Raw genomic sequence first — 21,840 nt, forward strand, 5'->3', positions numbered from 1 at the left:
CGAAGCTGTTACCTGTTGTAACGTGCGAGGGGTCAACAGCCGAGTTGCTGCAGAAAGCGGTCAATCCGCTCAAAGCTGGCCGATGGCGCGCTCAGATGCGGGCAATGGCCGACGTTGTCGATCACCGCCAGCTGGCTGTTGGCCAGGTGGGCATGCAGGTACTCGCCGACCTCGCGCGGGGCGATCAGGTCGTCGCTGCATTGCAGGATCAGCGCCGGCACGGTGGACTTGGCCAGGTCCGCGCGGTGGTCGGCGGTAAAGGTGACGCGGGCGAAGTGGCGGGTAATCTCCGGATCGTTGCGCTGGAAGCGGGCCAGCAGCTCTTTGGACAAGATCGGATGCGGCGCGCCCATGATGGCCGGCGCCATGCGCTTGACCCAGCCATCGTAATCGACCTCCATCAGTTGCAGCAGGCCGTCGATATCTTCCGGATTGTAGCCGCCAACGTAGTCGCCATCGTTGATGTAGCTGGCCGACGGCCCGACCATGATCTGCGCGCGGAACTTCTCCGGCGACATGATGGACGCCAGCATGCCGATCATCGCGCTGACCGAGTGCCCGACAAACACCACCGGCGCCTTCGCATACAGATCGATCACATCCAGAATATCTTCCGCATGGCCATGCAGTGTGCTGTACTTGTCGCGGTCGTAGGCGCTCAAGTCCGAACCGCCGCTGCCGACCAGATCGAGCAGCACCACCCGATAGCGGCCCAGCAAAGATGGATAGATGAAGCGCCACATCTGCTGGTCGCAGCCGTAACCGTGAACGAACATGACGGTTGCCGGACCATCGCCGTGGCAGTGAACATTGTTGCGGTACTGGATAGACATTGCTGCTCCGAATCAAGGGAGAACTACTGTAAACGCAATGATGGCAAACGCGCAACTGCTGAGAATTGGAGGGTGTTTGTTCCCCAGTTCACCGCATCGTGTAGCGGCAATCTTAACGATAATGGCCCCAGTGCATCAACCAAGGACCCGCCATGCTGAACGAACGCGAAATCGAGAGCTGCTATCTGGGGCAGTTCATTCCTCTCCACTACCATCACAACATGCTGATGGATCAGAACCGCATGCACGGGTTCAAGTCCGCCATCGACTACGCCGTCAAGCCAGGCGCCAAGGTGCTGGAACTGGGCGGCGGCACCGGCGTGCTGTCTTGGTTCGCGGCGGCCAAGGCCTCCAAGGTGTACTGCGTCGAGTTCAATCCGGACATGGTGAGGGAAGCGCGCAAATTCCTGGCAATGAATCCGAACGGCGAAAAAGTCGAGGTGGTCCACGCCGACGCCTTCGAATACCTGCCGCCGGAGCCGGTGGACGTGGTGATCTGCGAGATGATCCACGTCGGCATGCTGCGCGAGAAGCAGGTGGAGGTGATCGAATCGTTCAAGCGCCGCTATACCGAGCGCTTTGGCGGCCCGCTGCCAGTGTTCCTGCCGGAGGCGGTCATCATGGCGGTGCAGCCGCTGCAACAGGAATATGACTTCGAAGGCTTTTACGCGCCCATCGTGCAGTTCCAGGAGACCACGGTGATTTACCCCGGCACGGTGGAAGCGGCGCCGCCGGCCGTCTACAGCATCATCGATTTTAACCAGCCGAATGAGCTGACGTACGCCTGGCAAGGGAAGTTCGTGGTCGAACGCAACGGCGAGATCAACGCCTTGCGCTTCGTCACCAAGAACATTCTGGCGGTGGTGCAGGAGCGGTCGACCACGATCGACTGGCTGAACCACTACATGACGCTGCCGCTGGCGACGCCGGTCAAGGCGCGCGAGGGCGACGTGCTGCAAGTGAGCTTCCAGTACCGTGCCGGTGGCGCCATCGCCGCGCTGCAGGCGTCGCTGACGGCCGAAGTGTTGTACCAAGCCGTGCCGCAAACGGCGCCGGCGGTTCCCGTGTTCGCATAAAAAACTCCCACGGCGGTCGTTCTGGCGCGTATATTTCGTCTTTTGAGAAAGAAAGATGATGAGCCAGACCGACCAACGCTACCTGATCCAGCAAAACAAGATCGCCGACGGCGACAACAAACCGCCCGTGTTCGCCAAAGTCATGCGCAGCAAGGAGGGGGTGTTTGAGGGCGTGTCCTTCATCAAGTCCAAGGACAAGGCCTCCGTCCTGACCATCGAGCAGGCCAACGAGGCGATCGCCTGGGCGACCAGGAAAAAGCCCAACGCCAAAGAGTACGTCACCAAGATTATTTGCCTGGGCCAGTAGCGGGCGCAGGATCGCCGCACGAGGCGAGTTAATGTAGGCCAAGATCGACATAGCTGCCGTGACGCCATTTGATGATGATCGGCTCGCCGGCATCCGCGATCGACTCGTCGCTGACAGGACGTCCCGACCCGTAGTTAATCTGCATATCCGGCTGTTTAGGAACACCGATTACCGCGATGATCCGACTGCCGGCTCCGAGCAGACGGGCGGTCAGTGTCTGACTTGAAAAGGTAAGCGTGGTGGGCTGTCCCGGACGCAAAAGGTGACGCGTGCCGCGGTCCCTCATATGGCTTGCCCTGCCCAGATAGGATGCCAACGGCAGAAATTTGCCATCGCGACGTTTTTCGAAGAATTCGACCACCAAGTCGAAATCCCGTTTATTTGTGATGACGTCAAATCTCACATGAAACAGTCCATTGACCTCGACCGGTTCCGGCAACGGTGCGGTCGTGAAAACCAAGGCATTGCGGATATCGGGTTTATCAGCCGGAATGTCCAGGTCAACATCGCTCCGATCGGTCATATCGACGCGCAGTTCGGGCGCTGAGCCGGCAGTCGGTGCCGTGCTGCCAAACAGAAGATCGTCCCCTTGGCGCTCGCCGGTCAGATACAGGCGCTGGCGGCGATCGGCCATCGCCGCCAGGTTGGAGAGATGGCGCCAGCGGTTTGCCCCCATCACCTGAAAATTGATACGGTCGCGCAGGATCTCGGGCAGCGGCGCGCCATGAAACACATGGTCGAACCATTTCAAGCGAATGTCCTGAAGGTCCACCATCGCCGCGCGATCAACGTCGTACCCGGCGACCGTCGGAAGCACGCCCGTCTGCATGGCCGTATGATGATAGGGGCCAACGAGCAGTCGGTGGTCGGCGGACGGGCGATAGCGATAGTGCTGTTGCAGATAGTAGAGCGCGCCTACCAGGCCGCCGTCATAATAGCCCGCCTCGACGAACACCGGAATGTCGATCTTTGCAAACTCTTCCCCGTAAGGGATCAGGCGCTGCCAATAAGCGTCGTAGGTTGGATGTCTCAGCCAGGTGTCGAAGACCGGGTTCGGCGTCCCATCAATGTGATCGAGATCACGGTAGGGACGTCCGCTAAGATACCAGTTGCGATTGAGTTGGTTCCAACGACTGCGGTCGCCATAAGTCCGGTCATCGAGGCCTTTGCTGTTTGTCGTGTAGAAAGTCCACGGGTAGATGAAATTTTTGAAAATGTTGCCCTGCATCGGAGCGTCGATGCCGGGCGCGTTGCTGGCGTTGGTGGCGATCGCCTTTAGCGCAGGGGGACGTTGCTTGACTGCAGCCCATTGGGTGGAGGCATTGTAGCTGCCGCTGAACATCCCGACCCGACCATCGCTCCATGGCTGACGCGCCAGCCAATTGATAACGGCGGCCGCATCCGCGCCGTCATGCTCGTAGGGGACGGCAGTGCCCGGGCTCCGGCCTTTGCCACGTGTATACGCCACCGCACCGGCATAGCCGTGTGCAGCCATCTTGACTGCATCGGCAAAGCTCCAGGCGTCGTTAGCGTAGATCGTGAAATTGAGCAGTGCGACCCGCTTGGTCCCGGCCGGTTCGCGCGGGCGCACAGTCATCGCAGCGATCTGCGCGCCGTCCGGTGTCGTGATCAGCAGGCGATCATCGATGATGAAGCGCCGTTCCGCATCCGCGCGAATTAAGGGCGCGGACGCGGGAGTCAGGCGCTGCCATGCGAGCAGCGCCTGATGGGACGCAATGACGTCGGCTGCGGTCGCGCAGGCGCGTAAAGGGCGATCGGCGCAGGCTTTCAAGCCTGCGTCGTATGTTGCCTGAAGCCGGTCGAGGTTGGCGCTGTATTCAGGCAATATGTCGGCCATCCGCTTGTTTGGCAGGCTGCCGTAAAATGTGTCGAAAGCGCGTTTCAATGCGCCCGGCGCATCCATTCCCCGCGATTCATCACGGCGGAATTGCACATAAATTCGCCAGGGAACCAGCGCATTCGCCATCTTGGGCCGTTCAGGCCGGTAAAGACCTTGCAGCCGCTCGATCGTGCGTTCGGCATCTTCGAAGCGCCCGGCCGCTATCTGTAGCAGATAGCGGGTGGATAGCTCTGCCGGAACGCTCGCTGTCCTGTAGCGTTCAAGCAGCGACGTGGCCAAGCTCGCCTCGTCGTCGCCCGCACCGTCTGGCGAACCCGTGCTGCCTCCGCTCGCGCCGGGAGCCATGTCCACTTTTGCTGGTGCGGTAGTTGAGACAGCGATCATCGCCACACAAGCCGCGAGGGTCAGTCGTATCGTCATCGGTCGTCCTCACCGACAGACTTTGCAATTTCGGTCATTCGGGCTATGTATGATCGGTCGTTAAGTATCGCCTCCAGGCGCCCCAGTCGTTCCCACAAGTCATCACCGAGCTCCGCCGACAAACGGCGCACCACCTCTTCGTTGACCGATCTGGCATGATGGATCGCGGGCATGGTCGCAGCCCCTTTGACGGTCAGGCGCAACATCGTCCTGCGGGCGTCGTTTGGATGGCGATGCCGCGCGACGAGGCCGAGCTTCTCCAATGCCTTGACCCATTGCAATGCATGGGGATGCGACTGCCGGATCAGCGCCGCCAGTTCCGTCACCGCCAACTCTCCGTGCCTGTCGAGCGCGAACATCGTCGAGTGGGTTCTCACCGGCGGTAGCGCGGGAGCGAGTTTGGTCCATTCCGTTCCCGCATCGACCATCAGGTCGGACAGGCGGCGGAGCATGTGGGGGAGGAAGGCAGGTCCGAGCGAGCGGACGAAATCGTCGTTTGGCATGCATAAATCATAGCAGTTTCCCATTTCGGTAGCAAGTTACGTAATTTATTACCGATGTTGGTTGCGGTCGGACTGCCCTGCATGGGTTCATCGCGCCATAGCCGCGCAATGCTGGACGTCATTGAGCAAGTTAGCGATAATATTTTCTTATTAGGCCAATGCCTTATCCTCTCTATCGTCACGCATCATGTCGCGCATTGCCCTTACCGATCTCACCCCACCGATGGACGTCGACAGCGTTTCGCGCCCAGTTTTAACGTTGAGTGCCGCCTTGGTATCCAAGGACTGGGAAAATGCCCGGCATCAGCACCGCAAGGCACAACTGATTTACTCCGTGCGCGGCATCCTCAACTGCGAAATCGAAGATGGCGTCTGGATCGTGCCGCCGCAGTGTGCGAAGGTACAGGTTCCTACGCCACTGGCCAGACGGCGGCGGCGACGCATCTGCCGCTGTCGCTGCGGGAAACCCCGCAGGCAGTGACGGTGATCACGCGCCAGCGCATCGACGATCAGCAATTGAATTCGGTGCAGGGGGTGCTGGAGAACGCCACGGGCGTCGCGGCGTACCAGTCCGACAGCGAACGGACGAGTTTCTATTCGCGGGGTTTTTTGATCAACAACGTCCAGTACGATGGCATCCCCACCGTCGTCGGCAACATCGTCAATGGGAGCGGCATCGGTTCTGCCGATACCGCGTTCTATGATCGTGTCGAGGTCGTGCGCGGCGGCTCCGGCTTGCTGACCGGCACCGGCAATCCCTCGGCGGCCATCAACCTGGTGCGCAAACGCCCGACGCCTGAATTGTCGGCATCCGTCGCGCTCGGTGCGGGGAGCTGGGATACCCACCGGGGAATGGCGGACGTATCGACGCCGTTGACCGAGGACGGTCACATCCGCGCGCGCATGGTCGGGACGTACCAGGACGGCGACTCGTACCTCAACGGCTACAAGCCGCAGAGGAAGGCGGCTTACGGCATCATCGAGGCAGATCTTGCACCCGCCACGACAGTGAGCTTGGGCTATGACTACCAGGACATCACACCGAAGGGCTCCACCTGGGGCGGTTTTGCCGCTATGGTTCGGCGACGGCACGCTGGCCGAGTATGCACGCGGCAAGAACTATGCGCAGGACTGGAGCCATTGGAACAACACCCTGAAGACCGCGTTTGCCGAGGTCGAGCACCGCTTCGACAACGGCTGGAGCCTCCGTGCCATGGCGAACCAGTACCGCACCGAATACGCTGCCGAACTGCTTGGTCTGGTCGGCCGCCCCGATCGCGTCACCGGACTGGGCTCCTATCCCAACGGGGCCTATCCGGTCGCGCTGGCGTCCGAAGGTAGCAGCCGTCAAAACACCTTCGACATGATGGCGCGCGGCCCCTTCGAGCTGCTGGGGCGCCAACATGCGCTGGTACTGGGGGCGACGAGTTCGCGCCGCACGGCCAGCCAACTGGATATCGCACCGTTCTATGCAGGCGTTGCGCCGGTCAATGTCTATGACCTGAGCCCGGCCTATCCTCCCCCTGATTTCGATGCCATGGCTTCGATACCGACCCGCACCTTAATCAAGCAGCGCGGTGTCTACAGCGCCGCCCGGTTATCGCTGGCTGACCCGCTGAAACTCGTCGTCGGCGGCCGCTTCAGCACCTACGAAATCGACGATAACGCCAATGGCACGTCGTTGCACTACAAAAAAAGCAATGAATTCACGCCGTATGCCGGCTTGATCTACGACATCGACAAGACCTATTCGGCCTACGTCAGCTACACGGGCATCTTCAATCCGCAAACCGACTACCGGGACAGCAAGGGCAATGTGCTCACGCCATCAAAGGGGAAAACCGAGGAAATCGGCCTCAAAGGCACTTACCTGGAGGGGCGTCTGAATGCGTCGGTGGCCTTGTTCGAGACCGAGCTGGACAACGCGGCACAGATGGTCGCCGGAACCTATACGCCAGGCGGCGCCCAAGCCTATACCGGCGCGGATGGGACGAAGTCGCGCGGGATCGAGCTGGACTTGCAGGGCGCGCTGGCGCGTGACTGGAACCTCTACGCAGGTCTCGCGCACTTTACGGCGCAAGATGGCAATGGCTTGCGCCTGAATTCGCAAATACCGCGCACCACCGCCCAGTTTTTCACCACCTACCAGTTGCCCGGAGAGTGGCGCAAGTTGACGCTCGGTGGCGGCGTCAAATGGCAAAGCCGCTTCTACCAGGCGCGCAACACTGGCACCAGTACCATGGGTGGGGAACAGAGTTCATACGCGCTGGTGTCGCTGGTCGCACGTTACGCCATCACGAAGCAGACCACCGTGGCCGTCAACGTCAACAACGTGCTCGACAAGAAGTACGCGCTACAAAAGGGTGATTTCGACACCGTGAGTTACGGCGCACCACGCAACGTGATGGTGACGCTGAACTATCGGTATTGATTTGGCCGCCTGCAAAAGCTTAACCCATTAATTATCGAGAAAATTCCTATGACCGTTCAGCCGTCCCGAAGCCCCGCCCAAGACCTGGCCATCAACAACCCCAACAAGGTCGCCTTGTTCTGGTTGACGACAGCCGCGGGCGCCGTGCTTTTTGTAACCTTCCAGTTGTTCTTCTACGTAAACGACTTTGTCCGAGCGAAGGGGGCGCCCCCGGCGATTACCTTTGAGCCGGACGTACTGTGGATGTTTTCCGCATTCTATGGTTGCTGGATAGTCACCGTGCTGCTGGCGCTGATCGGCACCCGTACTGCTCAGTGGGGGGCGCTGGTCCTCGGCAGTCTGCTGGTCGCCCTCAATACCCTGGGCGGCATCTCCGACGGGTTGCGCGACGGCTGGCACGTTGCCTTCTCTGCGGTGTTCTTCATCGCGTTGCCCGGCGTGTTCGCCATTGCGGCCACCTGGGGCCGCATCAAAAACAAAGGAAACAACCATGTCTATCAATAGTTCCAACTTCCCTCTGGTCTGGATGAATCTTTCACAAGAACCCGGCCATGATCACCAGCCGGACTTCGATGAATTCGAGGCCAATTTGCGGCGCGGCGTCCCCTTCGTGCTCTTGACCGATACCGTACCTGCCGACGACCACGAGCACTCGCCCGAAGAAAAAAAGCGCACCGCGCTGTGGATGAAAAAGAACAAGGTTGAGTTGCGAAGGCTGGTTCTGGCAATGATCATGGTCGAACCCAACGCGGCAAAACGTCTTGGTTTCAAGGCATTTTCGGTCGTTTTTGCCAAGTTCTGGGGCTACCCTCTACTGCTTGCCGCTTCACGTGAGCAGGCAATCGGGATGGCGAGAGAACTGCTCCCAACGGATGGAAAATCATCCCGCTGATCGAGTTATGGAAGCAATGTCGGCCCAAGCGTAGGGCAAAGATCCCGTTCATCGGCGCAAAGCGGCCTTTGGTCGGCGTTTTACGCAGTTGGTCGCAAGCCGTTGGCCGCTGGCCGGCCGCTCCGATACAGTGACCTCATCGACAATGAATTCACTGTATCGGGAGCTTCTCATGCTGAGTTTTATGCTGTGGCTGGTGTTGCTGTTCGTTTGCTGGCCGCTGGCCTTGCTGGCGCTAATGCTGTATCCGCTAATCTGGCTGCTGACCTTGCCGTTTCGCCTGATCGGCATCGGCGTCGAGGGTGTGTTCGAGCTGCTGCGCGCCATCGTCATGCTGCCGGCGCGCATCCTGGGTGGCAATCCCCGTTAAAAGTCGACCTTGAAACCGGCGCCGATGGATTTCTGCGCGTAGTTATAGTCGATCAGGCTCTGGCCGTAGCCGCTGAAGCCTTGCACATAGCCCTTTAGATTGGCCACGACCGGGAAGGCCCAGCCCAACTGCAACGCGCCGTGGTTGGTCGACAGGTTGCGGCGCGCCATCAACGAGATCTCGTGGCCGTCCCAGCGGTAGCTGGCGCGGAGGTCGCCATGGCCCATGTAATCGGTGATGTCGATGTTGTCGTTGTCCGAGCGGGCGTTGTCCAGCCGCTTCCACAGACGGAACGAGACACCGAACTTGCCTTTTTCCGCCCCCACTTCCGCATACAGCCGATTCCAGCTGCGCGACAGCGTGGACGTTTGCCCGTTGGACTGGTGATTCAGGCCCAGGGTCAGGCGGCGCACGTCGAGAATGCCGAGGTCCAGCGCCAGCGGCGTGGTCAGCATCAGCTCCGGCTGGTAGTTGGTTTCGCGGAACGGGCTGGACGCGGCGCGGTTGTAGGCCTGCCAGAAGCTGTTCTGGGTGTAGCCGAACCACAAATCCACCGGCGTGCTGAGCAAATGTTCAATCATTTTCATCTTGAAGCTGATCTGATACGTCAGTTCCACGTGCTTGGACTTGATGCCGGCCGGCGTGAATTCCTCAAAAGGCGCATCATTGGAGCTGGTGCTGTAATTCGCCAGCAACAGGTAACTGTCATTATGCGGACGGAAATTGAACACGCCACGTTTGGACGAGCGGTCCAGTTCCCATTCCTGCACCATGCGCGAGACGGTGTCTTCCGGCTTGATGGTGGTCAGCTCGGCGACCTTGGGCGGCACGTTCGGTGCCGGCGGTGGCGCGACTGGCTGGGTGCGGGGCGGGGCGTCGGTGGCTGCCGCCACCTTGGCGTTGACGTCGGCGGCCGGGGCCACGATGGCGTTCTCGCCGGCCGCCTTGACCGTCGGCGCCACCTTGGCCAGCCCGTCGTAACAGGCCAGGCGGGCGGAGGCGTCGCCCAGCACCGAACAGCGTTCCAGACGCAGTTCCAGCTCGGAGGGCTGGGCGAAAGCCAGGGCCGGCACTATGCCAAAAGTCAGAAAGAGAGGGGTTTTTGGTCGCACACGCATGCAGTTTATCCAGGTGAGAGGTAAGCTAAGAATTTATACGCAAGACTACATTAATTGCCACTAGTCACGTCGCACGCTAACCAGCCCTTGAATTCGGGCACGCATGCCGCACTTGAGACTTCCGCAGCAGTATCCCTAAGGAGATTGTCATGACCCGCAAGACCCCCATCGAGCGCTATCGCAATATTGGCATCAGCGCCCACATCGACGCCGGTAAAACGACGACCACCGAGCGCATCCTGTTTTATACCGGAGTCAACCATAAAATCGGCGAGGTGCACAATGGCGCGGCGACAATGGACTGGATGGAGCAGGAGCAGGAACGCGGGATCACCATCACCTCGGCCGCCACCACCGCCTTCTGGAAAGGCATGGCCGGCAATTTCGCCGAACACCGCATCAACATCATCGATACGCCCGGCCACGTCGACTTTACCATTGAGGTCGAGCGCTCGATGCGCGTGCTCGATGGCGCCGTGATGGTGTATGACGCCGTCGGCGGCGTGCAGCCGCAGTCGGAAACCGTGTGGCGCCAGGCGAACAAGTACAAGGTGCCGCGGATCGCGTTCATCAACAAGATGGACCGCGTTGGCGCCGACTTTTTCCGCATGCGCGAGCAGATCGCCAACCGCCTGAAGGGCGTGGCCGTGCCGATCCAGGTGCCGCTGGGCGCCGAGGATAACTTCCACGGCGTGATTGACCTGGTCAAGATGCGCGCGATTAACTGGGATGACGAGACGCTGGGCGTCAAGTTCACCTATGAGGACATCCCGGCCGATTTGCAGGCCGTGGCGCAGTCATGGCGCGAGAAAATGGTGGAGGCCGCCGCCGAGGCGACGCCCGAGCTGCTGCAGAAATACCTGGATGGCGGCGAGCTGAGCGAGGACGAGATCAAAGCCGGCCTGCGCCTGCGTACCATCCGCAACGAAATCGTGCCGATGCTGGCCGGCAGCGCCTTCAAGAACCGTGGCGTGCAGGCGATGCTGGACGCGGTCGTCGAGTATCTGCCGTCGCCGGTGGATGTGCCGGCGATCGCCGGTACGGACGAGCAGGACCGGCCGATCGAGCGCCATCCGACCGACACCGATCCGTTCTCGGCGCTGGCGTTCAAGATCATGACCGACCCGTTCGTCGGCCAGTTGACCTTCTTCCGCGTGTATTCCGGCGTGGTGAATTCCGGCGACACGGTCTATAACCCGACCAAGGCGCAGAAAGAGCGTCTGGGTCGCATCCTGCAGATGCACGCCAACGAGCGCAAGGAAATCAAGGAAGTGTACGCCGGCGATATCGCCGCCGCGGTGGGCCTGAAAGGCGTGACCACCGGGGATACGCTCAGCTCGCCGGACGACGTCATCGTGCTGGAGAAGATGATCTTCCCCGAGCCGGTGATTTCACAGGCGGTCGAGCCGAAAACCAAGGTCGACCAGGAAAAAATGGGCATCGCCCTGAATCGCCTGGCGCAGGAAGACCCGTCGTTCCGCGTGCATACCGACGAGGAATCGGGCCAGACCATCATGTCCGGCATGGGCGAGCTGCACCTGGAGATTCTGGTGGACCGCATGCGGCGCGAGTTTGGCGTGGAGGCGACGGTCGGCAAGCCGCAGGTGGCTTACCGCGAAACCATCACCAAGACCGCCACCGATGTCGAGGGCAAGTTCGTCAAGCAATCGGGCGGACGCGGCCAGTACGGCCATGTGGTGCTAACGCTGGAACCGTTGGCGCCGGGCGGCAAGGGCTACGAGTTTGTCGACGCCATCAAAGGTGGCGTGGTGCCGCGCGAGTTCATCCCGGCGGTGGACAAGGGCATCCAGGAGACGCTGAAGCAGGGCGTGCTGGCCGGCTATCCGGTGGTCGACGTGCGCGCCACGCTGACGTTCGGCTCGTACCACGACGTCGACTCGAACGAGAATGCGTTCCGCATGGCCGGTTCGATGGCGTTCAAGGAGGGCATGAAGCGGGCCGGCCCGGTGCTGCTGGAACCGGTGATGCAGGTCGAGGTGGAAACGCCGGAAGAGTTCATGGGCAACGCCATGGGCGATTTGACGTCGCGGCGCGGCATGGTGCAGGGCATGGATGAGATTCCGGGCGGTGGCGGCAAGATCATCCGCGCCGCCGTGCCGCTGGCCGAGATGTTCGGCTACTCAACCACGCTGCGCTCGCTGACGCAGGGCCGGGCGACCTACACGATGGAGTTCAAGAACTATGCCGAAGTTCCGAAACACATCCTGGACCAGATCGCCGTGACCAAGGCGAAAGCTTAAAACGCTTTGACTTTCAGCTGTACGGAGATGCCTCCGTACAGCCGGTCCTTGTACGACGGGATGATGCCGAGGTTGACGCCAACCCGTTTGTATTCATAGCTCAACGTGGGGATGGCGGCGGGAAACCAGCCGCCATTGCGCATTTTAGGGTAGCCGTCAAAAGCGCCCAGCACCGCGCCGATGCGCACCGGCCCGACCTTCCACGGCTGGTAGTAGACACCGAGATAGTTGGAATACGCGCGGTCGCTATTGTAGAAACGGCCGGCCGTGGCCGACGCCACCGTCGAAAAGCGCCACTCGCCGCCGATGCCGCCATTGGCGCCGTTCAGGTTTTTATCGCGCTGGAAGTGCCAGGTGTGGAAACCGCCGTTCAGCCACACTTCATTCAGCGGCGCCGAGTCGATGGTTTCGAAGGTGTCGGCCATGGCCGCGCCGGACACGCAGGCCAGCAGCGCCAGACCGGCAACACGTAAACTTTTGATCATCCGAAGCTTTCTTCATCAGGTTGGGACGGTGGATTATAGCCGTGTATCATGCGCGCATGAGATTCACACCCCCTCCGATTTTGCTGGCGCTGATGACCCTGGCCGGCGGCGCGGACGGCGCCGAGTGGCGCGGCCTGCTGGACGTGCGCGCCGTCGATGCCGGCGCCAACCGCGGTTTTCTCGACGGCGGCATGGGCAAAACGCGTTATGACGCGCAGTCGCCGCGACTAAGCGTCGGCCAGGCGGTGCTGCAAGGGGACATGGACGAGGCCGACAGCATCAGCGCCAGCGTGGTGTTGAGCGCCGAGCAGCAACACCGGGGCCGCGCGGTGGGCGTGCGCGAGGCCTGGCTGGCATGGAGTCCGCTGCCGGCCGGCGCGTGGAAAACGCGCGTCAAGGCCGGCTTCTTCTTTCCGCCGACCAGCGTGGAAACCGATTACGACAGCGTCGGCTGGCTGCCGAAACACACCGTCTCCAGCGCCGCCATCAACAGCTGGATCGGCGAGGAATTGCGCACCAACGGCATTGAGTGGAGCGCGCGCCGGCTGGGACGTTACGTCGATGCGCCTTACGATGTCGGCCTGCTGGCCGCCGTCTTCAACGGCAACGATCCGACCGGTACGCTGCTGGCCTGGCGCGGCTGGTCGATCAGTGACCGCATCGGCGGCCGCAACGACGCCTTGCTGCTGCCGAACCTGCCGTCCTACGCGCCGGACGGCCCGATTCCCGCGCAGAGCCGCACCATCCATCCGTTCCGTGAAATCGACGGCCGGCTTGGCTATTACTACGGCGCCAATCTGGGCCTGGGCCGGACGCTGGAATTGTCGTCACTCCGTTACGATAATTTGGCGGACGCCACCGCCATCAAGGATAACCAGTGGGGCTGGCGCACGCGCTTCACCCATCTGAGCGCGGTGTGGCGGCCGCGCGGCGAGTGGGAACTGGCGGCGCAAGCCATGGCCGGCGATACGATGATGGGGCGCAACCTGGTGGCGCTGGACTTCCGGTCATGGTTCTTGCTGGCGAGCCATCCGCTCGGCCCCGGCACGGCGACGCTGCGCTACGACCGCTTCAGCACGCGCGAGCACGACCATCTTCCAACCGACCCGAACAACGAGCGCGGCTATGCCGTGGCGCTGGCTTACGATGCGCCGCTGGCCGACCGCGTATCGCTGATGACGGAGGCGCTGCTGGTGCGCAGCGACCGGGGCGCGCGCCTGCAGCTCGGCGAGGCGCCGGTGCAGACCGAGCGCAGCCTGACGCTGTCGTTGCGGTTCAACTGGTGAGGCGTCGGCATTGTTATCAACTTGCTCACTGGAAATTATTTGCTGGAAACTGTTATTATCTTATTCCAATGATTGCACTTAAATTGCGATAAGGAACAAAGCCATGGAATCCAACAAAAACGAAATCACCGTCGCTGCCCGCCTGGGCATCGGCTTTGGCATTATCCTGGCCATGATGCTGGCACTGTCGGTGCTGAGCGTGTTCAAGGTCAACGCCATCGACAACAGCTTGCAGCACATCAGCGAAGTCAATAACGTCAAGCAGCGCTACGCCATCAACTTCCGGGGCAGCGTGCATGACCGCGCGATCGCGCTGCGGGACGTTACGCTGGTCGGTGACAGCGAAATGGCCGGCGTCACCGCGCTGATCGACAAGCTGGACGCCGATTATCAGCGCTCGGCCAAGCCGCTGGACGCTTTATTCAGCGACGCCCAGGTCAAGGTCACGCCGGAAGAACGCGAGTGGCTCAACAAAATCAAACAGAGCGAAACCCAGACCACGCCGCTGATCAAGAAGATCATCGACGCCCGCAATGGCGGCGACCTCGAAGGCGCCCGCAAGATCATGCTGGGGCAGGCCAAACCGGCCTTCGTTCAATGGCTGGCCAATATCAACGGCCTCATCGACCAGGAGGAGAAACTCACCAGCGCCGAATCCGAACTGGCACGCCAGGGCGCGCACAACTTCCAGTCGCTGGCCCTGTTCGCCGTGGCGGCGGCGATCGCCATCGGCCTGGTGGTGGCATGGCGCGTCACGCATTACCTGCTGCGCGCCCTCGGCGCCGAACCGGCCGAGGTGAAGGCGCTGGCCAATGCGGTCGACCGCGGCGAGCTGTATCACGAGGTGGCGCTGCGTGACCAGGACCGGACCAGCATCATGGCCGTGCTGCTGAAAATGAGCCGCAACCTGCGCAGCACCGTCACCGAAGTGCACCAGGCGTCCGTCGCCGTCACCAGCATCAGCGAACAGATCTCCGAGCAGAATCAGCATCTGTCCAGCCGCACCGAAGACCAGGCCAGCTCGCTGGAGGAAACCGCCTCGGCGATGGAGGAACTGACCTCCACCGTCAAACAGAACGCCGACAGCGCGCGCGACGCCAACCGACTGGCGCAAAACGCCTCCGACATCGCCAGCAAGGGCGGCGAAATCGTCGGCGAGGTGGTGCAGACCATGAATTTGATCGACGCCTCGTCGCGCAAGATCGAGGAGATCATCGGTGTCATCGACGGTATCGCCTTCCAGACCAACATTCTGGCGCTGAACGCGGCGGTGGAGGCGGCGCGCGCCGGTGAGCAGGGACGCGGCTTCGCGGTGGTGGCGACCGAGGTGCGCAACCTGGCGCAGCGCAGCTCCACCGCCGCGCGCGAGGTGAAAACGCTGATCGACGACTCGGTGTCCAAAATCCACGCCGGCACGGAACTGGCGGAACACGCGGGCAGCACCATGCGCGACATCGTGCACAGCGTGAAGCAGGTGAGCGACATGGTCGGCGCCATCACGCTGGCCAGCAACGAGCAAAGCGAGGGAATCGAGGAAGTCAACCGCGCCATCTCGCAGATGGACCAGGTGACGCAGCAAAACGCGGCACTGGTGGAGAACGCCGCCGGTGAAGTCGAGGTGCTGCGGCAGCAGGCCGCCCAGCTGAATCAGACGGTCAGCGTGTTCAAGCTCCAGCGCGCCGGCTGGGACGCGCGGCCGGCGCCCGCCGCCCCTGCCGGCGCCGCGCGTCTGCCGGCACCAGAGGAGGCGTAGGGGATGATGTTGCTGAACAGGTCTGAGCCGGAGCGGCTGGAAGCGCTCCACCAGTTCGGCATCCTCAACACCAACGCCAGCGAGTATTTCGACGCCATCACCAGGCTGGTGATGGACATGTATGGCGTGGCCGGCGCCTACATCTCGCTGTTGGACAGCGACCGCCAGTGGCTCAAGTCCAGCGTCGGCCTCTGTCCAACGGCCACGCGGCGTGACCAGACCTTCTGCCACACCACCATCCAGCAGGCCAGCGTGTTGATGATCGAGGACACGCTGCTCGACGAACGCTTTGCGGACAATCCGATGGTGACCGGCGTGCAGGCCGTGCGCTTTTACGCCGGCGCGCCGCTGATCACCGGCGACGGCTACGCCATCGGCGCGCTGTGCGTGATCGACAGCGCGCCGCGCACGCTCACCGCCGCCGAGATGGACAAGCTGGCCAGCCTGGCGTCGCTGGTCATGTCGCACATCACGCTGGGCCGCGCTGCCGGCCATGTGGACCCGGTCAGCGGCCTGCCGAACAAATATCAGCTGTTCGAAGACCTGACCAACCACGCGCGCGACTATCCCGGCGAACGCCGCGTGCTGGCCGATATCGCCATGCCGGATGCGGCCAAGGCCTTTGAAATCATCCGCGTGCTGGGCGCGCTGGTCTACGATGAACTGGTGCGCGAAGTGGGCGCGCGGCTTTTGCGGCTGTTCGAGGGCAGGGCGCAGGTCTATCACCTGACCGACGCCCGCTTCGCTGTTCTGTCGCGGGATCAGGATTGCGCCGGCTTTATCGCCTACCTGCATGGCCTTGACGCCGAGTTGCAGGCGCCGTTGAATCGCTTGAGTATTCCCATGGCCCTGGCCAGCTTTGGCGGCATCGTGGAATTCGATCTGTGTCCCGGCGCGGCCACGGATGCGCCGCGCAAAGCGGCTGCGGCGATCAACCAGGCGCTGGTCCGGCAGCAGCGCTGGAGTTGCTACAGCAATGCGGAGGATGAAAAGCAGCAGCGCGCCTTCCGTCTGCTGAACGATGTGCGGCACGCCATCGCCAACGATCAGTTTGAGCTGGTGTATCAGCCCAAGCATGACCTGCGCAACGGCGCCTGCCTGGCGGCCGAGGCGCTGCTGCGCTGGAACCACGCGACACTGGGACCGGTATCGCCGGCGGAATTCATTCCGCTGATCGAAAAGACGGCGCTGATCGGGCCCCTGAGCCACTGGGTGATCCGCACCGCCATGCGCCAGTTGGCCGAATGGCACGCCGCCGGCCATCCGGTCAAGGTGGCGATCAACCTGTCCGCCTACAATTTCGAGGAGCCGGATATTGTCGCGCGGCTGGCCGCGGTCTGCCGTGAGTTCAGTGTCGATCCGCGCTACGTGGAAATCGAATGCACCGAAGGCGTGTGGATGGAAGGCGCCGGCATCCTGGCCGCGCTGAACGGCATCCGCGATCTGGGCATGAGCCTCGCGCTGGACGATTTCGGCACCGGCTACTCCAACTTCGCCTATCTGCAGAAGGTGCCGGCCAGCGTGGTCAAGGTGGACCAATCGCTGATTCGCAATGTGGACGCCAATCCGCGCAACCAGCGCATCGTGCGCTCGCTGATCACCCTTGCGCGCGAGCTGGATTATCAGGTGGTGGCGGAGGGCGTCGAAACGGCGCAGGCGCTAACGCTGATACGCGACTGGGGCTGCGACGTCGCGCAGGGCTACCATTTCGCCAAGCCGCTGAGCGCCGCTGCCTTCCTCGAACACGCGATCCGCTACCGCGACGGTCACGCCGCCATCACCGCATAAAACCGGCCTGGATTGTCAATCCGGCATTATAATCCGGGCCATGAAAATCGCACTACGCCTGATACCCCTGTTACTGCTGCTGGCCGGATGCCAGTCCCACCTGCAGCGCGTCGCCTACTGCAAGATCGGCGACTGGACCGCCATCGGCCACAAAGATGGCTTGATGGGCGAGCCGGCCAACTACGCCACACGCAAGGACTTCTGCGACGACCATGCCGACCAACCCGCCATCGCCGACGCGGCAGCGCGCTACAGCGCCGGCTGGGCGCACGGCAACTGGGACGCCTGGCATGCGCTGGGCAGCGCCGACGGCGTGCAGGGCACGCGGTCGCAGTTCGACCTGCGCGCCAACGGCGAAGAAATCCGCAAGCATAAAACCCCGCTGAACCGCGCCGCCTACGATGCCGGCTGGAGCGCCGGTAATTCCCGCTACTGGCAAAATCTTGGCCAGAAAGAGGGCGCCGAGGGCAAGCCGTTGACGCAAAAGGACATCAACCGCGACCACGCCGCCGCCGCGCAACTGCGTTTCGACGATAGCGCCTACACCGACGGCTGGCGCGCCGGCAACCGCACCTTCTGGTCGGACGCCGGCTACACCGATGCCCGCAACGGCACGCCGGACGACGAATTCCGCAACCGCGCCGCCGCCGCGCGCCGCGCCGGCGTCGATGTGCAGGAAGCGTCCTACCGCGCTGCGTGGAACGCGGAGATCGTCAACTACTGGCGCAACCTCGGCACCAAGGACGCCACCAGCGGCAAGGAGTTTGGGTTGCGCGGCCGGGAAGCCAAGGCCAAAGGGCTGAAGATCCATGAGAAGGAATACCGCCAAGCGTGGGAAACGCGGCTGACCGAATACTGGCGGCAGACCGGCGCCGAAGACGGTTACGGCCACCCGTATCAGTTGGAGGACCGCATGGCCAACGCCAGCCGCGCCGGCGTATTCGTCATCCCGGCCACGCGCGATGCCTACACCAACGCCTGGCGCCAGGAGAACGCGCGCTACTGCACACCGGACAACGCCTTTGAACGGGGGCGCGGCAACATCGGCATGGCGGTGGAAGTGTGTGCGCCGGTCGCGCAGAATCAACTGAAGCACGCCTATGTGAGTGGTCAGGATTACGAAATCGCGGCGGCCAAGCACAGCGACGCGGTGACCGCCGCGAATGACCTCGCCAACCGCGTGCTCGATGCGCGCGGCCGATTGGGACGACTGGAGCGGGAAATGCGCGTGGCGCGGGACGCGAAAGACCGCCCCAATAATGAGGAATCGGCGAAGCAGGACCGCCGCCGCGAGCAGGAGCGGCGCGAGTTGGTCGACTATGTGCAGCGGCTGGAGCGGCAGTTCGAAGACGCGCGGCGTTGGGTCGATCGTCACGACCAGCAGATGCAGCGCCTGCGCCGCGAAATCTATTAAGTCCGCGGGAAAAATTTTGCTTACAGGTAATAACAGCTTTCTTGATGCAACGCACAAATAGCGATTGCTTTATTTGACCTGATTGTTATCATTTCCATGCCATCTTAGAGAGGAATACGCATGGAAAGACCGCACCCGCACTACGACAGATTGATCGCTGCAGCGCGTCATGCCGGCCCGGCCACCGTCGCCGTGGCCCATCCTTGCGACCGCAGTTCGCTGGAAGGCGTGCTGGATGCGGCGCGCATGGGCCTGATCAAGCCGATTCTGGTCGGCCCGAGCGAGCGCATTCGCCAGGAAGCCGACGCCGCGCGCCTGGATATCTCGGCGCTGCCGATTATCGATACCGAACATAGCCACGCTTCGGCCGCCCGCGCGGTGCAACTGGTGCACGAAGGCCAGGCCACCGCGCTGATGAAGGGCAGCCTGCACACCGATGAGCTGATGGGCGCCGTGGTGGCCACCGCCACCGGCCTGCGCACCGCGCGCCGCCTGAGCCACTGCTTCGTGATGGACGTGCCGGACCGCGCCGAACCGCTGATTATCACCGACGCCGCCGTCAACATCGTGCCGACGCTGGCCGACAAGGTGGACATCGTGCAGAACGCCATCGACCTGGCGCACATCCTGCGTTTCAATCCGGTCAAAGTCGCGATCCTCGCCGCCGTGGAGACGGTCAGCGCCAAGATGCCGTCGACCATCGACGCCGCCGCCCTGTGCAAGATGGCCGACCGCGGCCAGATCACCGGCGCGCTGCTCGATGGCCCGCTGGCCATGGACAACGCCATCGACCCGCAAGCGGCCGCCATCAAGCATCTGGTGTCGCCGGTGGCGGGGCAGGCCAACGTGCTGGTGGCGCCGGACCTGGAGGCGGGCAACATGCTGGCCAAGAGCCTGAGTTTCATGGCCGGCGCCAGCGCCGCCGGCATCGTGCTCGGCGCGCGCGTACCGGTGATCCTCACCAGCCGTGCCGATACTGTGCAGGCAAGGTTGGCATCGTGCGCGGTGGCTGTGCTGGTGGCGCACAGCAAACTGACTGGTTCGCGTATTTTCGGGGGCTGAACGCATGCAGGATAACGACAGCGTCATCGTCATCAATGCCGGCTCATCGAGCATCAAATTCTCGATGTATAGCGGCGCCGCGTTGGAACTCACCATGCGCGGCAAAATCGAAAACCTGTACAGCGGCGTGGCGCACTTCGTCGCCCAGGACGCGCGCGATGGCGTGGTCGGCGAACACCATTGGCGCGACGCGCCGCTGGATCACGAAGGCGGCATGCGCTTCCTGATCGACTTCGCCCAGAGTCACCTGGATGGCCATCGCGTGATCGCGGTCGGTCACCGCATCGTGCATGGCGGCGTAGCCCACAGCGGACCGCAGCGCCTGGACGCGGCGCTGGTTGATGAACTGGAAAAGCTGGTGCCGCTTGCGCCGTTGCACCTGCCGCACAATCTGGCGCCGGTGCGCTCGGTGATGGCGTTGGCGCCGCATGTGCCGCAGATCGGCTGTTTCGACACCGCGTTCCACGTCGGCCAGCCGGTGGAGGCGCAGGAATTTGCGCTGCCGTCGAATATCACGGAGCTGGGTGTGCGCCGCTACGGTTTCCACGGGCTGTCATACGAATACATCGCCAGTGTGCTGCCGCGGGCGGAGCCTGGCCTTGCCCATGCCCGCGTGGTGGCGGCGCACCTGGGCAACGGCGCCAGCATGTGCGCCATGGATGCCGGTCGCAGCGTCGCCAGCACCATGGGCTTCACCGCCGTCGATGGCCTGCCGATGGGCACCCGCTGCGGCGCGCTCGATCCCGGCGTGGTGCTGTACCTGATGCAGGAACTGGGGATGGACGTGGCGGCGGTGCAGAAGCTGATGTATCAGCAATCTGGCCTGTTGGGCGTCTCCGGCATTTCGTCGGACATGCGCACGCTGGAGCAGAGCGACGATCCGCGCGCCAGAAAGGCCATCGACCTGATGGTGTACCGCATCGGCCGTGAACTGGGCTCGCTGGCGGCGGCGCTGGGCGGTCTGGATGCGCTGGTGTTTTCGGGCGGCATCGGTGAAAACAGCGTCGCCCTGCGCGCAGCCGTCTGCCGCGACGCGGCCTGGCTGGGCGTGCAGCTCGACGCGCAAGCCAACGCGGCCAACCCGCGCGGCATTGCCCGCATCAGCAAGGCGGACAGCAAGGTCGCGGTCTGGGTGGTGCCGGCAAACGAAGAGTTGATGATCGCGCGCCACGCGCTGGACGTGGTGGAGGGCACATGAGCACGGAAACCATCTATCCGATCCTGACCGGCAAGCGCGCGCTGGTGGTCGGCGTGGCGAATGAACACTCGATCGCCTGGGGTTGCGCGCTGGCCTTCCGCAAACTGGGCGCCGAGGTGGTGCTGACGTATCTGAACGAGAAAGCGCTGCCGCATGTGGCGCCGCTGGCGCAACAGATCGACGCCCAGCTGCTGCCGCTGGACGTCACCCAGCCCGGCCAACTGGAAGCGGTGTTCGACACGCTGGCGGTTCAGGGACAACTGGACATTCTGGTCCACTCCATCGCCTTCGCGCCCAAGGAAGACCTGCAAGCCGGCCTGCTGGAATGCTCGCTCGAAGGCTTCCTGAAGGCGATGGACGTGTCCTGCCACTCGTTCGTGCGGATGGCGAAGCTGGCGGCGCCGCTGATGAAAACCGGCGGCAGCATGTTCGCCATGAGCTATCACGGTGCCGACAAGGTGGTCCCCAATTACAACGTCATGGGCCCGGTGAAGGCGGCGCTGGAAGCCTGCTGTCGCTACCTGGCGTTTGAACTGGGACCACGCGACATTCGCGTGCATGCCATTTCTCCTGGCCCGCTGCAAACCCGCGCGGCGTCCGGCCTGAAGGACTTCGATCATCTTTTGAGCGAGGCGATCCAACGCGCGCCACTGGGAGAGCTGGTCGACATCATCGATGTCGGCAATACCTGCGCCTATCTGGCATCGCCGTACGCAAAGCGGCTCACCGGCAGCACGGTCTACGTTGACGGCGGCCTGAATATCATCGCCTGAGAGGAGCGG

General features: G+C 62.6%; 19 protein-coding genes and 1 pseudogene. 15 read left to right on the forward strand and 5 right to left on the reverse strand.

Features of this window, described 5'->3' with window-relative positions:
* Positions 1-32 precede the first annotated feature (32 nt).
* Positions 33-833 (reverse strand): alpha/beta fold hydrolase, encoded by an 801-nt coding sequence (locus tag GTP44_RS20255; RefSeq protein WP_161020829.1) that lies wholly within the window; start codon positions 831-833, stop codon positions 33-35.
* 152 nt (positions 834-985) lie between these two features.
* On the opposite strand from GTP44_RS20255, the gene GTP44_RS20260 reads away from it, so the two are divergent.
* Entirely contained in the window at positions 986-1,909 is a 924-nt protein-coding gene (locus tag GTP44_RS20260; protein WP_161020830.1) for a class I SAM-dependent methyltransferase, read from the forward strand.
* A 58-nt stretch (positions 1,910-1,967) separates the two neighbouring features.
* Positions 1,968-2,216, forward strand: coding sequence for a hypothetical protein (locus GTP44_RS20265; protein ID WP_160990480.1), 249 nt, complete (start codon positions 1,968-1,970; stop codon positions 2,214-2,216).
* A gap of 28 nt (positions 2,217-2,244) precedes the next feature.
* Here GTP44_RS20265 and GTP44_RS20270 read toward each other — a convergent pair whose 3' ends face one another.
* Entirely contained in the window at positions 2,245-4,497 is a 2,253-nt protein-coding gene (locus tag GTP44_RS20270) for a CocE/NonD family hydrolase (RefSeq protein WP_161020831.1), read from the reverse strand.
* Positions 4,494-5,000, reverse strand: a complete 507-nt coding sequence (locus GTP44_RS20275) for a MarR family winged helix-turn-helix transcriptional regulator (protein ID WP_161020832.1) — start codon at positions 4,998-5,000, stop codon at positions 4,494-4,496. Before GTP44_RS20275 ends, GTP44_RS20270 begins: the two co-directional genes overlap by 4 nt.
* Before the next feature lie 108 nt (positions 5,001-5,108).
* Between GTP44_RS20275 and GTP44_RS27630 the strand changes: the two are divergent.
* From GTP44_RS27630 to GTP44_RS20295, 5 genes and pseudogenes are all read left to right on the forward strand, one after another.
* Positions 5,109-5,702 (forward strand): annotated as a pseudogene (locus GTP44_RS27630) (TonB-dependent receptor plug domain-containing protein); the annotation flags it as partial.
* Between the two features lie 364 nt (positions 5,703-6,066).
* Positions 6,067-7,431, forward strand: a complete 1,365-nt coding sequence (locus GTP44_RS27635; protein WP_229256997.1) for a TonB-dependent siderophore receptor — start codon at positions 6,067-6,069, stop codon at positions 7,429-7,431.
* Positions 7,432-7,479: 48 nt separating this feature from the next.
* On the forward strand, positions 7,480-7,935 hold the full coding sequence (locus GTP44_RS20285; protein ID WP_161020833.1) for a hypothetical protein: 456 nt from the start codon (positions 7,480-7,482) through the stop codon (positions 7,933-7,935).
* Positions 7,922-8,323: a hypothetical protein gene (locus tag GTP44_RS20290; protein ID WP_160990476.1), complete on the forward strand. Its 402-nt coding sequence runs from the start codon at positions 7,922-7,924 to the stop codon at positions 8,321-8,323. The genes GTP44_RS20285 and GTP44_RS20290 overlap by 14 nt, the downstream gene beginning before the upstream one ends.
* A 172-nt stretch (positions 8,324-8,495) precedes the next feature.
* Positions 8,496-8,693: a hypothetical protein gene (locus GTP44_RS20295; protein ID WP_160990475.1), complete on the forward strand. Its 198-nt coding sequence runs from the start codon at positions 8,496-8,498 to the stop codon at positions 8,691-8,693.
* Here the strand turns inward: GTP44_RS20295 and GTP44_RS20300 are convergent.
* Positions 8,690-9,811 (reverse strand): phospholipase A, encoded by a 1,122-nt coding sequence (locus tag GTP44_RS20300; protein WP_161020834.1) that lies wholly within the window; start codon positions 9,809-9,811, stop codon positions 8,690-8,692. The two genes, GTP44_RS20295 and GTP44_RS20300, sit on opposite strands and share 4 nt — an antisense overlap.
* A gap of 149 nt (positions 9,812-9,960) precedes the next feature.
* On the opposite strand from GTP44_RS20300, the gene fusA reads away from it, so the two are divergent.
* Positions 9,961-12,072: an elongation factor G gene (gene fusA / locus GTP44_RS20305; RefSeq protein WP_161020835.1), complete on the forward strand. Its 2,112-nt coding sequence runs from the start codon at positions 9,961-9,963 to the stop codon at positions 12,070-12,072.
* On the opposite strand, the gene GTP44_RS20310 is transcribed toward fusA, so the two are convergent.
* Complete coding sequence (locus tag GTP44_RS20310; RefSeq protein WP_160990472.1) at positions 12,069-12,557, reverse strand: hypothetical protein; 489 nt, start codon at positions 12,555-12,557, stop codon at positions 12,069-12,071. The genes fusA and GTP44_RS20310 overlap by 4 nt on opposite strands.
* A 56-nt stretch (positions 12,558-12,613) precedes the next feature.
* Here GTP44_RS20310 and GTP44_RS20315 point away from each other — a divergent pair, with 56 nt between their 5' ends.
* From GTP44_RS20315 to fabI, 7 genes are all read left to right on the forward strand, one after another.
* Complete coding sequence (locus tag GTP44_RS20315) at positions 12,614-13,843, forward strand: hypothetical protein (protein ID WP_161020836.1); 1,230 nt, start codon at positions 12,614-12,616, stop codon at positions 13,841-13,843.
* Positions 13,844-13,946: 103 nt separating this feature from the next.
* Positions 13,947-15,596 (forward strand): methyl-accepting chemotaxis protein, encoded by a 1,650-nt coding sequence (locus GTP44_RS20320; RefSeq protein ID WP_161020837.1) that lies wholly within the window; start codon positions 13,947-13,949, stop codon positions 15,594-15,596.
* 3 nt (positions 15,597-15,599) lie between these two features.
* Entirely contained in the window at positions 15,600-17,384 is a 1,785-nt protein-coding gene (locus GTP44_RS20325) for a sensor domain-containing phosphodiesterase (protein WP_161020838.1), read from the forward strand.
* Positions 17,385-17,424: 40 nt separating this feature from the next.
* Positions 17,425-18,798: a DUF2799 domain-containing protein gene (locus GTP44_RS20330; RefSeq protein ID WP_161020839.1), complete on the forward strand. Its 1,374-nt coding sequence runs from the start codon at positions 17,425-17,427 to the stop codon at positions 18,796-18,798.
* Between the two features lie 120 nt (positions 18,799-18,918).
* Positions 18,919-19,860, forward strand: coding sequence for a phosphate acetyltransferase (locus GTP44_RS20335; RefSeq protein ID WP_161020840.1), 942 nt, complete (start codon positions 18,919-18,921; stop codon positions 19,858-19,860).
* 4 nt (positions 19,861-19,864) lie between these two features.
* Positions 19,865-21,058, forward strand: coding sequence for an acetate/propionate family kinase (locus GTP44_RS20340; RefSeq protein ID WP_161020841.1), 1,194 nt, complete (start codon positions 19,865-19,867; stop codon positions 21,056-21,058).
* Complete coding sequence (gene fabI, locus GTP44_RS20345) at positions 21,055-21,831, forward strand: enoyl-ACP reductase FabI (protein ID WP_161020842.1); 777 nt, start codon at positions 21,055-21,057, stop codon at positions 21,829-21,831. Before GTP44_RS20340 ends, fabI begins: the two co-directional genes overlap by 4 nt.
* Positions 21,832-21,840: the final 9 nt, after the last annotated feature.

Source organism: Duganella lactea (assembly GCF_009857505.1).
GTDB lineage: Bacteria > Pseudomonadota > Gammaproteobacteria > Burkholderiales > Burkholderiaceae_D > Rugamonas > Rugamonas lactea.

Bases quoted from the DNA above. Each gene is read 5' to 3' on its own strand.
- GTP44_RS20255 (WP_161020829.1), bottom strand. From the start codon at position 833: ATGTCTATCCAGTACCGCAACAATGTTCACTGCCACGGCGATGGTCCG.
- GTP44_RS20260 (WP_161020830.1), top strand. From the start codon at position 986: ATGCTGAACGAACGCGAAATCGAGAGCTGCTATCTGGGGCAGTTCATT.
- GTP44_RS20265 (WP_160990480.1), top strand. From the start codon at position 1,968: ATGAGCCAGACCGACCAACGCTACCTGATCCAGCAAAACAAGATCGCC.
- GTP44_RS20270 (WP_161020831.1), bottom strand. From the start codon at position 4,497: ATGACGATACGACTGACCCTCGCGGCTTGTGTGGCGATGATCGCTGTC.
- GTP44_RS20275 (WP_161020832.1), bottom strand. From the start codon at position 5,000: ATGCCAAACGACGATTTCGTCCGCTCGCTCGGACCTGCCTTCCTCCCC.
- GTP44_RS20285 (WP_161020833.1), top strand. From the start codon at position 7,480: ATGACCGTTCAGCCGTCCCGAAGCCCCGCCCAAGACCTGGCCATCAAC.
- GTP44_RS20290 (WP_160990476.1), top strand. From the start codon at position 7,922: ATGTCTATCAATAGTTCCAACTTCCCTCTGGTCTGGATGAATCTTTCA.
- GTP44_RS20295 (WP_160990475.1), top strand. From the start codon at position 8,496: ATGCTGAGTTTTATGCTGTGGCTGGTGTTGCTGTTCGTTTGCTGGCCG.
- GTP44_RS20300 (WP_161020834.1), bottom strand. From the start codon at position 9,811: ATGCGTGTGCGACCAAAAACCCCTCTCTTTCTGACTTTTGGCATAGTG.
- fusA (WP_161020835.1), top strand. From the start codon at position 9,961: ATGACCCGCAAGACCCCCATCGAGCGCTATCGCAATATTGGCATCAGC.
- GTP44_RS20310 (WP_160990472.1), bottom strand. From the start codon at position 12,557: ATGATCAAAAGTTTACGTGTTGCCGGTCTGGCGCTGCTGGCCTGCGTG.
- GTP44_RS20315 (WP_161020836.1), top strand. From the start codon at position 12,614: ATGAGATTCACACCCCCTCCGATTTTGCTGGCGCTGATGACCCTGGCC.
- GTP44_RS20320 (WP_161020837.1), top strand. From the start codon at position 13,947: ATGGAATCCAACAAAAACGAAATCACCGTCGCTGCCCGCCTGGGCATC.
- GTP44_RS20325 (WP_161020838.1), top strand. From the start codon at position 15,600: ATGATGTTGCTGAACAGGTCTGAGCCGGAGCGGCTGGAAGCGCTCCAC.
- GTP44_RS20330 (WP_161020839.1), top strand. From the start codon at position 17,425: ATGAAAATCGCACTACGCCTGATACCCCTGTTACTGCTGCTGGCCGGA.
- GTP44_RS20335 (WP_161020840.1), top strand. From the start codon at position 18,919: ATGGAAAGACCGCACCCGCACTACGACAGATTGATCGCTGCAGCGCGT.
- GTP44_RS20340 (WP_161020841.1), top strand. From the start codon at position 19,865: ATGCAGGATAACGACAGCGTCATCGTCATCAATGCCGGCTCATCGAGC.
- fabI (WP_161020842.1), top strand. From the start codon at position 21,055: ATGAGCACGGAAACCATCTATCCGATCCTGACCGGCAAGCGCGCGCTG.